The following is a 15,048-nucleotide window of genomic DNA, read 5'->3' as shown; positions in this document are numbered from 1 at the left end:
GTGAAAATGATTCTCGACTCAATCGAACTGACCCTGACCCTGTTGCAGCAGACCTGCGTCTATCTGGTCATCGCCTATCTACTCAGCCGGACACGGATCTTCATTCCGTTGATGCACGTCACCATCCGCCTGCCGCACCGGGTGACCTGCTACGTCGTGTTTTCTCTGTTCTGCATCATGGGCACCTATCTCGGTCTCAAGATCGATGATTCGATCGCCAACACCCGCGCCATCGGCGCCGTGCTCGGCGGGGTGCTCGGCGGACCGTGGGTCGGCCTGGCCGTTGGCTTCACCGGCGGCCTGCACCGCTATTCGCTGGGCGGTTCGTCGGCCCTGGCATGCATGGTATCGACCGTCGCCGAAGGTCTGATCGGTGGCTTCTTTCACCTTTACATGATGCAACGCGGGCGTTTCGGCACCCTGTTCGATTCGCTCCCCGTCGCCCTCGTCACGCTGTGTGCGGAAGTGGTGCAAATGCTGGTGCTGCTGCTGATGGTCCAGCCGGCGGCGGCCGGCCGGCATCTCGTCGAGCAGATCGCGGTTCCCATGCTGGTCGCCAACTCGCTGGGCGCCGGGCTGTTCATGCGCATCCTCCTCGACCGTCGCCAGCTCTACGAACGCCAGTCGAGCGTCTTTTCAACCAAGGCCCTGGGCATTGCCGCGCGCGTCGAGGGGCTGTTGCGTTCCGGCTTCAACATCGACACCAGTACGCAGGTTGCCCGCATCGTTTATGAAGAAACCGGCGTCGGTGCCGTCGCCATCACCGATACCGAAAACCTGCTGGCTTTCATCGGCATCGGCAGCGATCACCACCTGCCGGGCACGCCGATCAATTCACTGCTGACCCAGAAGGCGATCGCCAACAACGAAGTCGTCTACGCGGACGGCAACGAAATCGCCTACCGCTGCTCGATCAGCCCGAAATGCCCGCTGGCGGCGTCGCTGATCATTCCGCTGGTCGGCGAAGAGGGCCGCGTCATCGGCACCATCAAGCTCTATGAGCCACGGACCCGGCTTTTCTCGACCATCAACCGGGCACTCGGCGAAGGCATCGCCCGCCTCCTCTCCAACCAGATTCTGGCCGGGCGCTACATGCAACAACGCGAACTGCTTGCGCAGTCGGAAATCAAACTGCTGCATGCCCAGGTCAATCCGCATTTCCTATTCAATGCGCTCAACACCTTGTCGGCCGTCATTCGCCGCGACCCGGAGCGGGCCTGTCAGCTGGTCCTGAATCTGTCGACCTTCTTCCGCAACAACCTCAAGCGACCGAGCGAGGAAGCCTGCCTGAACGAGGAGATCGAACACGTCAGGTCCTACCTTGAAATCGAGCAGGCCCGTTTCCTCGGCCAATTGGTGGTCGATTTCGACATTCCCGACGATCTGCGCCATATCCGCATGCCGGCTTTCTCGTTGCAGCCCATCGTCGAAAACGCCATCAAGCACGGCACCTCGCAACTGCTCGGCGTCGGACGTATCCGCATCTCGGCGACGACCGCGGACAACATGCTGCTGCTCAGTGTCGAGGACAATGCCGGCCTCTATGTCGAGCCCTCGACCAGCAGCGGGCTTGGCATGCATCTGGTGCGGCGCCGCATCGCCACGCGCTACGGCCCCGCGTACGGGCTGGAAATTGCCTGCGAGCGCGAGGTCTTCACCCGGGTCACCCTCAAACTGCCGCTGACGCCGAGCGACGCATCGACCGCCCTGGAGGGCTATCACGCATGAATGTTCTGATCATCGACGACGAGTTGCCGGCGCGCGAGGAAATCGCCCGCTTGCTGGGCCAGGAGCCCGACATCCAGATCCTCGGCCAGTGCACCAACGCCATCGAGGGCATTTCCGCGATCAACCGGCTGACCCCCGAGGTCATCTTCCTCGACATCCAGATGCCGCGCATCAGCGGCCTGGAAATGCTCAGCATGCTCGACCCGGAAAAAATGCCGCGCGTCGTGTTCCTGACCGCCTTCAACGAGTACGCGCTGCAGGCTTTCGATCAGAATGCCTTCGACTACCTGCTGAAGCCGATCGATCCAGCCCGGCTGGAGGTCACGCTCAAGCGCCTGCGCCGTGACCGCACGCCCAGTCCGGCGCTATTCAATGCCGCGGCACCGCTCAAGCAGATCCCCTGCCCCGGCCACCACCGGGTGCTGTTGATCAAGATCGACGACATCGAGTACGCCACCTCGAAAGCCAGCGGGGTCTATGTCACCATCGCCAATGGCAGCGAGCATTTCACGGAACTGACGCTGCGCACCCTGGAAGAAAAAACCCCTTTCCTGCGCTGCCACCGCCAGTACCTGGTCAACCCCGAGCAAATCAAGGAAATCAGCTTTCTCGAAGCCGGCACGGTCGAAATCATTACCCGCAACAACCACCGTATCCCGGTTAGCCGGCGCCTGCTCGGCGAGCTCAAGGAAAAGCTCGGCCTGCCCTGATTTCCCGGCCGATCTCCCGGGCTCAGACCAGCCGCCAGCCGTCGATAGACAGATACTTCCGGCCGAGGAATTTCTTGGCGCGGATCAGCAGATTCTGCGTGCGCGGGAAGCAATGCGGCACAAAAATATCGGCGCCCTGAATCCGCGTCAGCGCATGGCGGTCGATCGTGCGCGGCGTGCCAAAACGGACAGCCGGGCAGGTGGTGATTTCCAGGCAACAGCCTTCGATGGTTTCCGGAACATCGATAAAAATCGGCTGCTGGCGCTCGGCAATGAGTGCCAGGGCGTCCTCGGAGAGGGTAAGCATGGTCGTGCGCTCCTGATGATGCGGATAGCAAGATGGGTCCAGCCCGCTGCCGGGCGATTGAGACGGATGTTTCTCCATCCTTTCCATGCTCGATTCTAGAAATGTTCGCCCGGGCAGTATCGAACTTCGCGCCAACGGTAGGCAACCGCGGGGCAGCGGTCGCCAGAGCGGAACGAGTGGCTTGCGCGGCGTCGCTGGCTGTCGGCAAGGCATAAAATCTATGGTCAGCCCGATTTTTGCAAGGCAGGTTGGAGTTGATCTAAAGTGGGCTTGCGCAAATCAATCCGGCGTCGAATGGGGAGGTTGATTTCCCGCGCCACGATGAGAGCCGCGCCTGGCAAACCTCAAAAAAGCCTCAGCATGTGATTGCTGTTTTTACGTTCAGGTTCTTTGCCAGGCCGTTGTGCCGTTTAGTTCATCCCGTGATCTACCGTCGCAAAACCAGGGGGGTTACAAAATGATGAGGCAAGGCCTCAGGTAGCTGCAACTGCCTGACGCGGTTGATAGTGTGTTCCTTTGGCGAGGATGGCCCAGGCGATCCTCGCCATTTTGTTGGCCAAGGCGCAGGCCACGATATTCGAGTGTCGCCTACAGAGCATCGCTCTGATCCATTCGCCCAGCGCATCGGTTCTGGTCTGGATGTGCTGCAGGGTCACCCGCGCCCCCTGGACGAGGAGTCGTCGCAGGTTCTTGTCGCCGCGCTTGCTGATGCCGAGCAAGGTGGGTTTGCCGCCCGTGCTGTACTGACGAGGTACCAATCCGATGGAGGCGGCGAACTGGCGAGCATTGGCAAACTGATGGGCATCGCCCAGTTCGACCGCCAGCACACTGGCAGTAATGGGGCCGACCCCGGGTATTTCCAGCAGGCGCTGGCTGCGCTCGTCTTCGGCCAGTTGTTGCGCCAATTCCCGCTCGACAGCTTTGATTTGTTCGTCCAGATACTTGAAGTGCTCGCGCAGACGTTCAATGAGCGCGATCAGACGGGGCGGCAGTTCGGCTTCGTGCTCCGCCAACAGGGCCGGCAGCCGCTTGATGATCGCCGCACCTTTGGGCAGGCTGATGCCGAACTCCAGCAAGAAGGCGTGTATCTGGTTGGTGGTGGAGGTTTTATCCCGCACTAGCGCTTCGCGCACGCGATGGGTGGCCGAGATCGTCTGCTGTGTTTCGTTGCGCGGACTCACGAAGCGCATGTTCGGCCGACTCGCCGCTTCGCAGATGGCTTGGGCATCGGCAAAGTCGTTCTTGTTGCCTTGCACGAAGGGTTTCACGAATTGCGGTGAGATCAGCTTCGCCTCGTGCCCCATCGCCGTGAGTCGCCGTGCAATCCAGTGCGCTCCGGCGCACGCTTCCATAACGACACGACAGGCCGGAACATTCACGAGTTGCGTCAGCATCTGGCTTCGCGAGAGTTTCTTGCGAAATACCATGCGACCCGATGCATCCTGACCGTGTAGGTGGAAGCAATGCTTCCCAAGATCAATCCCAATCAGCGTCACAATGTTCATGATGGCCTCCAGAAGAAAAATCCCCGCTCAGCTTACCGCTGGCGGGGATCGGGCTGACCATCTCATTAAAGCCCGCCAAGCGGCGGGCTTTGCTTGGGCAGCGACCGCTGGATCAGACCAGGCCGAGGCTTTCCTCGACGCCGAGATGAACGTTCATCGCCTGCACCGCTGCGCCCGAGGCGCCTTTGCCGAGGTTGTCGAGGCGGGCGACGAGCAGCATGCGCTCGGCGTTGCCGAAGACGAAGAGGTCGACGCGATTGGTGTCGTTGCAGGCCTCGACATTGAAGAAGCCGCCATCGGTGTTGGCCTCGAGATCGACCGGCAGGACGCGGATGAACTGTTCGCCGGCATAGTAGTCGGCGAGCAGCTTCTGGACGTCGGCCGGCGACGCCGGACGCGTGAATTGCTGCGGATGGATGAAGGCCGTGACCGCCAGGCCCTTGTAGAAGGGGCCGACGATGGGCTGGAAGATGGGCGCGACGCTCAGCCCGGTATAGGCGGCCATTTCCGGCAGATGCTTGTGGGCCAGGCCGAGGGCGTAGGGTCGTGGCGCATCGATGCGGGCCGGGCTCTGGTAGTCCTCGATCATCTTCTTGCCGCCGCCGGAGTAACCGGTGATGGAATTGGCGGCGATCTGCGTATCGGCCGGCAGCAGGCCGGCGGCGACCAGCGGCTTGAGGGCCAGGATGAAGGCCGAGGCGTGGCAGCCCGGATTGGCGATGCGCTTGGCGGCGCGAATCTTGGCGCGCTGATCCTTGGCCAGTTCCGGCAGGCCGAAGACCCAGCCCGGATTGACGCGGTGCGCGGTGGAAGCATCGATGATGCAAGTGTTCGGATTATCGACCAGCGCCACCGACTCTTTCGCCGCCTCATCGGGCAGGCAGAGGAAGGTGACGTCGGATTCGTTGATCAGGCGCTTGCGTTCGGCGAGATCCTTGCGCTTGTCGGAAGCGATCTTCAATAGCGAAATATCGGCCCGCTTGGCGAGATATTCGTTAATTTGCAGGCCGGTCGTACCTTCCTGGCCGTCGACAAAAACTTTGTAGGTCATGACAAATCCGCAATCGGGGTGATGGGTAAAGGTGGGATTCTGGCAGAAAAAGGCGCTCCTTGAGCAATCGCGTGTATGCCCGGCCGGCACTGAAGATGACGGCGGCAAATGATCCGTTCGGCTTTTGACTTTCGGGCTTTGCTGCACCGCAGCATAATGGTAGTCTCTCGCCTATAAAAATCCTGATTTAAGCGAGAACCCGCATGAGCGAAATTGACCTGAAGCGCTTCTTCCTCGAAGAGGTGCGCCTGTTCGAGAGCTTCCCGGCCGACAAGGTCGAGGAAATCGTCATCAAGTCCCGCCTCGCCACCTACGAGGGCAACGAGGCCATTCTCGAAACCGGCGACGAAGGCAAGTTCATCGGCGTGATGATCAGCGGCCACGCCGAGATTTCGATGACCGACAACACCGGCACCCGCGCCGTAATCAGCCAGCTCGAAAAAGGCGACGTCTTCGGCGTGATGTCCCTGCTCACCGGCGACCGCATCGTCGCCGACGTCATCGCCGGCAACCGCTGCTTCGTGCTGATGATCCCGCAGGAAGTCTTCAACAGCCATATCCTGGCCAACCCGAAAGCGGTCGGCTACCTGTCCCGCCTGCTCGCCGACCGCACGCGCGCGATGTCGGTCGACCTCGTCACCGCCCAGGCCCGCGCCGTCGCCAAGTCGGAAGACCCCTACGCCCTGACGCTGACCGGCAATGCCCCGGGCAAGATCGTCGTCCTGAATGTCGGCATCAGCCAGATCCACTTCGGCATCTACGATACCGCCGAGAGCGGCGCCGACATCCACGGCATCATCGACAATGCCGATACGGCGGTCGCCCACATCACCGTCCGCGTCGGCCCGCAGCAGCAGAAGGTCGATCATGTGCCATTCAAGCTCGACGAACTGTTCAAGGTCATTGTCGAAGCCACCGCTCTGCTCGGCCCGGCCTTCACCTTCCATCCGGAAGACGTCACAGCCATCGGCCACCGCGTCGTGCATGGCGGCAACAAGTTCTCCAGCTCGGTCGTCATCACCCCCTCGGTAATCGCCGACATCGAGGAACTGGCCGTCTTCGCGCCGCTGCACAACCCGGTCAACGTCGCCGGCATCCGCGTCGCGCTGCAGCAGTTCCCGAACGTGCCGCAGGTCGCTGTCTTCGATACCGCCTTCCACCAGACGCTGGCACCGTATGCCTACCTCTACGGCCTGCCCTACGAGCTGTACAAGCAGCACGGCATCCGCCGCTACGGTTTCCACGGCACCTCGCACCGCTATGTCTCGCTGAAGGCCGCCGAAGTCCTCAAGCGCCCGCTCGGCGAGCTGGAAATCGTCTCCTGCCACCTCGGCATCGGCGCCTCGCTGTGCGCCATCGACCATGGCCGCTCGGTCGATACGACCATGGGCATGACGCCGACCGACGGCCTGATCATGCCCAGCCGCTCCGGCAGCATCGATCCGGCGGTGATGATCCACCTGATGGAACAGCACCACATGTCGCCCGAGCAACTGTCGACCCTGATCAACACTGAGAGCGGCCTCAAGGGCATTTCCGGCATTTCCAGCGACATCCACGCCATCGAGGCCGCCGCCGCCGAGGGCGATCACCGTGCGCTGCTCGCGCACAAGGCCTTCTGTTACCAGGTGCGCAAGAACATCGGCGCCTATGTCGCGGCGATGGGTGGCATCGACGTCCTGGCCTTTACCGGCGATGTCGGCGAAACCAGCGCCACCGTGCGCAGCCTGGCCTGCCAGGGCCTGGGCTACATGGGCATCAAGCTCGACGAGGAAAAGAACCGCCATCTCGGCAAGCTCGGCTCGCATGCCGTGATCTCGGCTGACGATTCGCCGGTCACCATCATCGTCGTCACCAACGACGACGAACGTCTGGTCGCCTGGGAAGCACTGCGCGCCATCGAGCGCAACCAGCTGCTGCTCGAGGCCAAGGCCGCCGAAACCCCGGCCATTCCGGTCGAAATCTCAGCCCACCACGTGCACCTGGCACAGGCCGAAGTCGAGGCCCTGTTCGGCCCCGGCCATCAGCTGACCCCGATGCACGAACTGTCGCAGCCGGGCCAGTTCGCCTGCGAGGAACAGGTGCACCTGGTCGGCCCCAAGGGACGCATCGCCAAGGTCCGCGTCCTCGGCCCGACGCGCAAGGAAACCCAGGTCGAGATCGCGATGACAGAGCAGTTCAAGCTCGGCATCCAGCCGCCGATCCGCCAGTCCGGCGACCTCGCCGGCACGCCCGGCATCACGCTCGAAGGCCCCTATGGCAGCACGACCATCGAGCGCGGCGTGGTCTGCGCCCAGCGCCACATCCACATGGCACCGGAAGATGCCCTGCGCTTCCGCGTCCGCGACAACTACGTCGTCCGCGTCCGGGTCGAAGGCGAGCGCGAGCTGATCTTCGGCGACGTCGTCGTGCGCGTGAACCCGGCCTTCCGCCTGGCCATGCACATCGACACCGACGAAGGCAACGCCGGCAACATCCGCACCGGCATGCTCGGTTACATCGAGGAAATCCAGAGCCGGCACTGATACGCGCCCTGCAGGGCACAATCAAGCGAAGGGTGACCGGCATGCCGGTCACCCTTTTTCATTGCGTCTTGGCTAGTGCCGGGACCGGCTGAGCCACTTCAACATGGTCGCAAACAAGGTCTCCGGCTCGACCGGCTTGGGGATGAAGTCGTTCATGCCGGAATCCAGGCAACGCGCCTTGTCTTCGGCAAACACATTTGCCGTCATCGCCAGAATCGGTATCTCGCCCCAGCCGGGCAGCTGGCGAATCTGCCGAGTCGCGTCCAGACCATCCAAGCGCGGCATCTGCATGTCCATCAGGACCAGGTCATAGACGTTGCGGCGAGCCAGTTCGACAGCTTCGATCCCATCTTCGGCGACATCGACGACTAGTCCGACATCACCCAGCAGGAGGATCGAAATCTCGCGATTGACCGGCTCATCCTCGGCCAACAGCACGCGACAAGCGGCGTAGTCACGCTTCAGAACGAGCTCGGCGCCGCCGGGTGCCACCGGTTCGTCGCCGCCGGCCGCAGCTTTGTCCTTGTTCAGGCGGGCGGTAAACCAGAAGGTACTGCCGACGCCGAGCGTACTGCTCGCACCGGCCTCGCCGCCCATCTGCTCGGCAAATTTCCGGGTGATGGCGAGGCCGAGCCCCGTCCCGCCATAATTGCGGGTGGTCGAATTGTCAGCCTGCTCGAAGGCGGCAAAGAGCCGGTTCAGGGTTTCAGCGGCGACGCCGATGCCGGTATCTTCAACCTCGAAGCGCAGCAGGACCGAGTTCTCATCCTGCTCGAGCAGGCTTGCCCGCAGGATGACGCCACCTTGGTCGGTGAATTTGAGGGCATTGATCGCATAGTTGAGCAAGGCCTGTTGCAAGCGGGTCGGGTCGCCGAGGAGACGCGATGGCACCCCGTTAATTTCGGCCTTCAATTGCAGATGCTTGGCCTCCGCCCGGTCGTGCAGCATCGAGACGACGTTGCCGAGAATGCCGCCGACGCTGACTCCGGTTTCTTCGAGCACGAACTTGCCGGCCTCGATTTTCGAGAGATCGAGGATGGCGTTGATGATGCCCAGCAGATGCTCGCCGGCAGCGTTGATCTTGTCGAGGCGCTCGACCTGTTCCGGCGGCACCCCGGCGCGTTGAATCAGATGCACCATGCCGGTGATCGCATTGAGCGGCGTCCGGATCTCGTGGCTCATGTTGGCCAGGAAGACGCTCTTCGCGATATTGGCGGTTTCGGCCGCCTCCTTGGCCTTGGCCAGTGCGGCCGTGCGCGTCTGCACCTGTTCCTCGAGCTGGTCGCGATGACGGGCCAACTGTTCCTGCTGCACGGTCAGCGCCAGGGTACGGTCCATGACCTGGTCGGCCATATGGTTGAAGCTGCGGGCCAGTTCCGTCAATTCGTCGTCGCCGTCCAGGGCCACCCGGGCCGTCGTGTCGCCGGCCGCCAGTTGCCGCGTACCCGCCCGTATCTTGGCCAACCGGCGCAGTACCAGGCGATCCATCAGCAAACCCAGGGCCAGAAATATCAGCGCGTAGCTGAACAGACTCCAGCCCAGGCGGTTGAACCAGCGCTCCCAGCGCATTTCATCGAAGCGTGCCAGCGGCAACTTGATGCTCATCACACCGCGCAGGTCGCCCAGCTTGTAGCCGTAGGCATTCGGGTAGGTCTGGCGGATGCTTTCCGGTGCATCGATTTCGTCGCCATGACATTTCAGGCAGTAGGGCTCGATCCAGATCGGTGCCGTGAAATGCATCCAGCTGACGCCGTTATCGTCCTTAATCGCCTGAAAACGCTCCTCTTCCTTGGCATTGGCGCGAAACCACGCCATCGCATCGAGTTCGAAGCGGTCGGCCTGGTTGTCGGGATTGCGCGGCCGGTCCGAGACGTTGTTGAACGAGATACCGCTGTCGTTCCAGTTCGGGAAGTCCTTGGAAATACGCCCCAGGGCATGCGCCGGCAGGAAACCGACGGTCTGGCTATTCACCGGCAGGCCGCTGTCGATGAACTGCTTGTGATAGACCCGCCGCATCGACATCAACATGCCGCGAATGGTGCGGACGTCGGCGATCTGCTCTTGGAGTTGTTCCCTGCCGATTCTCTGGTAGCGCACGGTGAGGTCAATGGTCATGACAAGCACCACCACGATGCCCAGCACCAACCATATTTTTGTGCGGAGTTTCATGGCCCCTCTCCCCTAAATGGTGGCCGCCCCCTGCTTCACCATTGACTTCGTCTCTCAAGCGAATTGAACCATACAAAGATGTCCGCCACCACGATTCCGGAGAGTCTTTTCGTCCAGCGCCCCCGAGTTGATCGCCGCAACCTCGGACCAATATTTCGAACGTTTGGTCGGTACGCCACTCTATGGTTTGAATATTGCTTAATTCTCTGCCCCAATTCGCCCATAACGAGGCTTGAGAGCCCCTGGCCATGACCATCCTGAAGCACCTGCGCGTTCGCTACCTCATCATGATCGTGGTCGGCCTTTCCGTAACTGCCGGCCTAGTCGTCACGGCAGCGATCTATACCCAGAATCAGGAGGCTGCAGTACGCGAGCAGAACGAACGGGCCATGGAAAAACTTACGGAAAGTGTCCTCCAGGGTCTGCAATCCGTCATGCTCGCCGGTTCGGCCGACATGGCCCAGGCTTTCGCCAAGCACCTGAAGGAGGTTCCTGACATCTCGGAACTTCGTGTCCTGCGACGAAGTGGCGAGGAAGCCTTTCTCGACAACCAGACCATCGATGAAGTAAACCGCCGGCGCGGAGAGGAAGTCTTTCCGCCGCATGAACAGGAAACAGCAGTGCGCATTCTGCCGGCCGACGATGCGAATCTGCAGAAGGTGCTGGCGGAAGGCAAGGCAGTGTCGGTTTACCGGCCGGACCCGGCAGGAAACCAGACGCTGACCTTCCTCGCCCCGATCAAGAACCAGGACGGCTGCTACAAGTGCCACGGCAAGACCCATCCCATGCGTGGCGTGCTGTTGCTGGAAACCTCCCTGGCCGAAGTCGAGAAAGAAATCCTGCTGGTTCGGCAGAAAACTTTGCTGCTGCTCGCCGCATCGCTGATGGTCACCATGCTGCTCAGCGGTTACCTGATGGGCCGGGCGGTGGTGGCACCCATCGAGACCGTGACCCGGGCGATGAGTCGGGTCCGCCAAGGCGATCTGGAACATCATGTCACCGTAGACAGCCGCGACGAGTTGGGCCGTATGGCTGACAGCTTCAATCTCATGACGGCAGGTGTGAAGTCCGCCTATAGCGGCTTGAAGCGCGAGCACGACAAGCTGACGACGATCATTCTTGGCGCCAGCGAGGGCATTGCGGTGGCGGATGCTGAGGGGCGTGTTGCGCTCGTCAATCCGGCGATGGAAAAACTCGTCGGCAAGACGTCCGAGCAGATCGTCGCCGGCGGGCTCGAACAACTCCTCGACGACCCTGCGACCATGGGCCGTTGGCTGGCAGGCGGCGGCACGGGAGAGATACCAACCGCCGTATACCGGGGCCACACCTTCCAGGTATTTGCCGCCACACTGCAAGCTGATGATGGACGTCCGGCGGGCGCAGCGGTGCTGCTCCGCGACATCACGGCCGAACAGCGTCTTGAGCAGGAACTGCGCCGGCTGTCCACAACCGATGCCCTGACCGGTCTGTATAACCGGCGCCACCTGGACGCCACCCTGAGTCGGGAATTCGACCGCACGGCACGCGCCGGCAACCCGCCCCTGTCCATCATCATGATCGATATTGACCACTTCAAGAAATTCAACGACACGCATGGCCACGATCAGGGAGACCGGGTGCTGAAGGCAGTGGCCCTGTGCATGCGCAACAGCCTGCGCCAACACGATGTAGCCTGCCGCTACGGCGGCGAGGAATTCCTGGCCATCCTGCCCAATACTCCCGGCGAAGGCGTTGGCGTTGTCGCCGAAAGGCTGCGCCGGACCGTCGAGGATATGGTTGTGGACGGGCTCAAGGTGACCATCAGTCTGGGAACTGCCACCTTTCCCGAGCTTCCGTCAGAGAGTTCTGAAAGGCTCGTCGAGGCGGCCGATGGCGCGCTTTATCGCTCCAAGGAGAATGGTCGCAACCGCGTCACGGCGGCAACTGCAGAGATGCTTAAATCATGAATACGAGCCGCCTGCGTCACAAAATCCTGCTGGCCGTCGGCCTGGTGCTGCTCGCCGTCTTTAGCAGCATTGCCTACTTCTATACCAGCCATCAGGAGCGGATGATTCTTCAGGAATACAAACGTTCCCTGCACACGATGACCTCGTCGGTAGTCAGCGGCATCGAGTCGATCATGCTTGAGAACCATGCTGAAATCATGCAGGAATACGCCAACCGCCTAAAATCGATACCCGGGGTGATGGAGTTTGTCATCCTGCGTCGTGACGGCAGTGAAGCCTTTCGTGACGATGCGACGATTGCTTCAGTCAATGCACGCTTGGGCGGAGAGATGTTTCAGCCACGAACCAGCGCCGAGCCTGTCCAAGTGATGGCAAGTGACGACCCTCGATTGGTCGCAGCGAAGAATACCGGTCTTGAGACCTACTTCGAAACGTCCGGTGAACACGGCCAACGGCTGCAGGTCTTCCTCGATCCGGTCATGATCAAGCCCGCGTGCCAGCGCTGCCACGGGAACGAGCATGCCGTGCAGGGCATTATCCGCATCACCTCCTCGCTGGCAGGGATCGAAGCAGAGGTCCTGCGCAGCCGTATTCACTCGATCGCGCTGATTGGCCTCTCCCTCATTCTCACCACCCTGGTTATCGGCTATATGCTCGGTCGTTCCGTGGTGCGGCCGATTGAGGCCCTGACCAAGGCGATGACCCGGATTTCGGCCGGCGAACTCGACCAGCGCGTTCCCTTGCGCGGCGGCCGCGAGATACGCCATATGGCGGAGAGCTTCAACAGCATGACGGCGCAACTGCAGAAGGGCTACGAGTTGATGAGTCGGGAGAAGGACAAACTCGCTACCGTCATCCGCAGCGCCCAGGAAGCGATTGTCGTGACCGACGCCGGGGGTATCGTCGTCCTCGTCAACCCGGCCGCCGAGGAGCTTCTGGGCAAGTCCGCAGAACGTATCCGCAGCGACGGCTTCCGCATGCTGTTCGACGATCCCGCATTGATGGAGCGCCTGATTGTCGGCCAGGGTACGGAAGGGCACAGCGAGGTCGTGCGGTGTCGGGGGCGCAGCCTTCTGGTCACCGCCGCCGAGATCGACGATGAAGGCGGCCAGCCGATCGGGGCGGCCGCCCAAATCCGTGATGTGACTGAAGAGCGACGCTTGCTGGATGAATTGCGGCATATCTCCATCACCGATGCCCTGACCGGCGTCTTCAACCGTCGCCATCTCGACGAAAGGCTGGTTGCCGAATTCGCCCGCGCCAGCCGCTACGGGACGCCTTTGTCGGTGCTGCTGTTCGACGTAGACCATTTCAAGCGTTTCAACGACACCTATGGCCACGACCAGGGCGACCGGGTACTCCAGGCCATGGGGCGGGCCATGCATGCATCGATGCGCCAGTACGACATTCCCTGTCGTTATGGCGGCGAGGAGTTCGTCGTCATCCTGCCGGAAGCCGACGAACAGGGCGCGATCAGCGTCGGCGAGCGTCTGCGCCTGCGCATCGAGGCGATGACGGTAGATGGTTTGAAGGTCACAATCAGCCTGGGCGCCGCCTGCTATCCGAAACTTGCGGTGAGCGGGCCGGAAGCACTACTCGAAGCGGCCGACGCCGCACTCTATCGCGCCAAGGAGGGCGGCCGTAACCGCCTCGAGGTGGCGTCGCCGGCTGCTAGCGAGGCGTAGAAAAATCGAACAACAGGGGTTCCGAGACGCTCTTGTGCTCGTTGGAGCCCCGGTTGAAAACGGCAATTTGTCCCAGTAGGCGGCGGCCAGGTTCGAAAACCACGTCATCGGAATTACCGGTATCGAGTCGGCGCGACATCTCCAGGCGCCACTCGCCGGCGCGCCAAGTTCCCTTGGCCGAGACATCGGCCACGCTGCCGGAGGCCTTGTCCACGACCTCGAAGGACGGCAGGCGGTCAGCCCCCTTTTCCTTGGGGGGACGCAAGTTGCGATAGATGGGGCTACCAGCATCCCGATTCTTCTTGATATAGACGATGCCCGTCCCCTTGACCTCGTATTCGGCGGCATCTTCGATCGGCTTGCTGGAAACGAGGTGCAGCCAGTCTTCGGCCAGGCCGGCCGGGTTGGTCCGTGCCGCCGACCACAACCAGACGTCCACGCCATAGCTTTTGCCGGCAAGCATGCTGCGGTCGAAATCGCCCTGCTTGTGGAAACGGACCGCCAGCATGTCGTCACGTTGTTTGCCCTCGACATACTTGGCACCAGCCCATTGCCAGCCCTTGTAATCGGTATCCGACGCATCGTCGGGCCAACGCAGGGCAAGGAAAATGCGGCCTTGGGCGACGGTGGCCTTGAGCAGCACCGTCATCTTGCCGGTGACGTTGCGGTCCTCGCCGTCAAGACCGAGGGCGGCACGCTCCCCCGGCTCCACGGCCGGCTTGACATGAACCTTGTGCCAACCGCTTGCTCCCCACTCGCTCAGGTTGCCGTCCACCACCGGCACCTCGGGCAGGCTGGCCATCGTCACCAGCGGAGGGTCGGCCGCCTGGCCGGATACCGCGAGAAGCAGGCAGGCGCTGGCGACAAAGTTTCTGGCGAATAGCATCATTCGATGGCAATCGTGCCTTCCATGCCCTTTTCACGGTGGTCGTCTATGGTGCAATAGACGGGGTAGCTTCCTTTGTTGACCGGGACGAAATAGAGATCGATCTGGCCGCCCTTCTTGAGGATTTCCACGGCGGTGAAATAGGGTGCCTTGATTTCCGCCTGCCGGTTTACCATGGCCTTGCGCCAGGCGACATTGCGGAAAAATTCCGGAGCCGTGAAGTAGTGATCCTTGTCGCTCGGGTTCTTCAGTTCCAGCTTGTATGGCTGGCCGGCGACAAATTTCAGATCCTCGGGCGCATAGCCATGCTCGTCGACAATGACGGTAACCGTCTGCGTCGCCTCCCAGTTGGCACTCTTGACGATTTTATCGGGCTCCGCCACCGCGTATTCGGCACTTGACACCGACGGGGCCAATGCTGCGGCCAACATCCCCACCCAAAGCAAGCTCTTTCCCTGCATGTTCTTACTCCTCGAATATCGCAAACTGACCGTGCTGCACGCAAAAACCGTACCGTTCGCACGAAGTCGCTCCGG

11 protein-coding genes are annotated in these 15,048 nt (G+C 61.6%); 5 read left to right on the top strand and 6 right to left on the bottom strand.

Annotation, left to right across the window (positions count from 1 at the left end; translation table 11 throughout):
- Positions 1 to 6 precede the first annotated feature (6 nt).
- Complete coding sequence (locus tag NQE15_RS10160) at positions 7 to 1,728, top strand: sensor histidine kinase (RefSeq protein ID WP_265949357.1); 1,722 nt, start codon at positions 7 to 9, stop codon at positions 1,726 to 1,728.
- Complete coding sequence (gene btsR, locus NQE15_RS10155; RefSeq protein ID WP_265949354.1) at positions 1,725 to 2,438, top strand: two-component system response regulator BtsR; 714 nt, start codon at positions 1,725 to 1,727, stop codon at positions 2,436 to 2,438. The genes NQE15_RS10160 and btsR overlap by 4 nt, the downstream gene beginning before the upstream one ends.
- A 22-nt stretch (positions 2,439 to 2,460) precedes the next feature.
- Here the strand turns inward: btsR and NQE15_RS10150 are convergent, their stop codons facing one another.
- From NQE15_RS10150 to argC, 3 genes are all read right to left on the bottom strand, one after another.
- The gene (locus NQE15_RS10150; protein ID WP_265949352.1) at positions 2,461 to 2,745 is read right to left on the bottom strand and encodes a CC/Se motif family (seleno)protein; all 285 of its coding nucleotides are present in this window, start codon (positions 2,743 to 2,745) and stop codon (positions 2,461 to 2,463) included.
- Between the two features lie 473 nt (positions 2,746 to 3,218).
- A complete protein-coding gene (locus tag NQE15_RS10145) occupies positions 3,219 to 4,250 on the bottom strand; it encodes an IS110 family transposase (RefSeq protein WP_265943813.1) in 1,032 nt (343 codons plus the stop codon).
- Between the two features lie 112 nt (positions 4,251 to 4,362).
- On the bottom strand, positions 4,363 to 5,301 hold the full coding sequence (gene argC / locus NQE15_RS10140) for an N-acetyl-gamma-glutamyl-phosphate reductase (RefSeq protein WP_265949350.1): 939 nt from the start codon (positions 5,299 to 5,301) through the stop codon (positions 4,363 to 4,365).
- A gap of 203 nt (positions 5,302 to 5,504) precedes the next feature.
- Here argC and NQE15_RS10135 point away from each other — a divergent pair, with 203 nt between their 5' ends.
- Entirely contained in the window at positions 5,505 to 7,826 is a 2,322-nt protein-coding gene (locus tag NQE15_RS10135; protein WP_265949347.1) for an acetate/propionate family kinase, read from the top strand.
- A gap of 72 nt (positions 7,827 to 7,898) precedes the next feature.
- Here the strand turns inward: NQE15_RS10135 and NQE15_RS10130 are convergent, their stop codons facing one another.
- Entirely contained in the window at positions 7,899 to 9,995 is a 2,097-nt protein-coding gene (locus tag NQE15_RS10130; RefSeq protein WP_265949344.1) for a c-type heme family protein, read from the bottom strand.
- A gap of 248 nt (positions 9,996 to 10,243) precedes the next feature.
- On the opposite strand from NQE15_RS10130, the gene NQE15_RS10125 reads away from it, so the two are divergent.
- On the top strand, positions 10,244 to 11,941 hold the full coding sequence (locus tag NQE15_RS10125; protein ID WP_265949342.1) for a diguanylate cyclase: 1,698 nt from the start codon (positions 10,244 to 10,246) through the stop codon (positions 11,939 to 11,941).
- Positions 11,938 to 13,626: a diguanylate cyclase gene (locus tag NQE15_RS10120; protein ID WP_265949338.1), complete on the top strand. Its 1,689-nt coding sequence runs from the start codon at positions 11,938 to 11,940 to the stop codon at positions 13,624 to 13,626. Before NQE15_RS10125 ends, NQE15_RS10120 begins: the two co-directional genes overlap by 4 nt.
- Here the strand turns inward: NQE15_RS10120 and NQE15_RS10115 are convergent.
- A complete protein-coding gene (locus tag NQE15_RS10115) occupies positions 13,613 to 14,515 on the bottom strand; it encodes an ethylbenzene dehydrogenase-related protein (protein ID WP_265949335.1) in 903 nt (300 codons plus the stop codon). The genes NQE15_RS10120 and NQE15_RS10115 overlap by 14 nt on opposite strands.
- Complete coding sequence (locus NQE15_RS10110) at positions 14,512 to 14,973, bottom strand: cupredoxin domain-containing protein (protein ID WP_265949334.1); 462 nt, start codon at positions 14,971 to 14,973, stop codon at positions 14,512 to 14,514. The genes NQE15_RS10115 and NQE15_RS10110 overlap by 4 nt, the downstream gene beginning before the upstream one ends.
- Between the last annotated feature and the right edge of the window lie 75 nt (positions 14,974 to 15,048).

This window comes from Dechloromonas sp. A34, assembly GCF_026261605.1.
In the GTDB taxonomy this organism is placed as follows: domain Bacteria; phylum Pseudomonadota; class Gammaproteobacteria; order Burkholderiales; family Rhodocyclaceae; genus Azonexus.
The sequence above is the reverse complement of the archived record's forward strand: the minus strand, read 5'-3'. Positions and strand labels throughout refer to the sequence as shown.

What these genes read in the sequence shown, in the direction of transcription:
- NQE15_RS10160 (WP_265949357.1), top strand. Translation starts at nt 7, where the DNA reads ATGATTCTCGACTCAATCGAACTGACCCTGACCCTGTTGCAGCAGACC.
- btsR (WP_265949354.1), top strand. Translation starts at nt 1,725, where the DNA reads ATGAATGTTCTGATCATCGACGACGAGTTGCCGGCGCGCGAGGAAATC.
- NQE15_RS10150 (WP_265949352.1), bottom strand. Translation starts at nt 2,745, where the DNA reads ATGCTTACCCTCTCCGAGGACGCCCTGGCACTCATTGCCGAGCGCCAG.
- NQE15_RS10145 (WP_265943813.1), bottom strand. Translation starts at nt 4,250, where the DNA reads ATGAACATTGTGACGCTGATTGGGATTGATCTTGGGAAGCATTGCTTC.
- argC (WP_265949350.1), bottom strand. Translation starts at nt 5,301, where the DNA reads ATGACCTACAAAGTTTTTGTCGACGGCCAGGAAGGTACGACCGGCCTG.
- NQE15_RS10135 (WP_265949347.1), top strand. Translation starts at nt 5,505, where the DNA reads ATGAGCGAAATTGACCTGAAGCGCTTCTTCCTCGAAGAGGTGCGCCTG.
- NQE15_RS10130 (WP_265949344.1), bottom strand. Translation starts at nt 9,995, where the DNA reads ATGAAACTCCGCACAAAAATATGGTTGGTGCTGGGCATCGTGGTGGTG.
- NQE15_RS10125 (WP_265949342.1), top strand. Translation starts at nt 10,244, where the DNA reads ATGACCATCCTGAAGCACCTGCGCGTTCGCTACCTCATCATGATCGTG.
- NQE15_RS10120 (WP_265949338.1), top strand. Translation starts at nt 11,938, where the DNA reads ATGAATACGAGCCGCCTGCGTCACAAAATCCTGCTGGCCGTCGGCCTG.
- NQE15_RS10115 (WP_265949335.1), bottom strand. Translation starts at nt 14,515, where the DNA reads ATGATGCTATTCGCCAGAAACTTTGTCGCCAGCGCCTGCCTGCTTCTC.
- NQE15_RS10110 (WP_265949334.1), bottom strand. Translation starts at nt 14,973, where the DNA reads ATGCAGGGAAAGAGCTTGCTTTGGGTGGGGATGTTGGCCGCAGCATTG.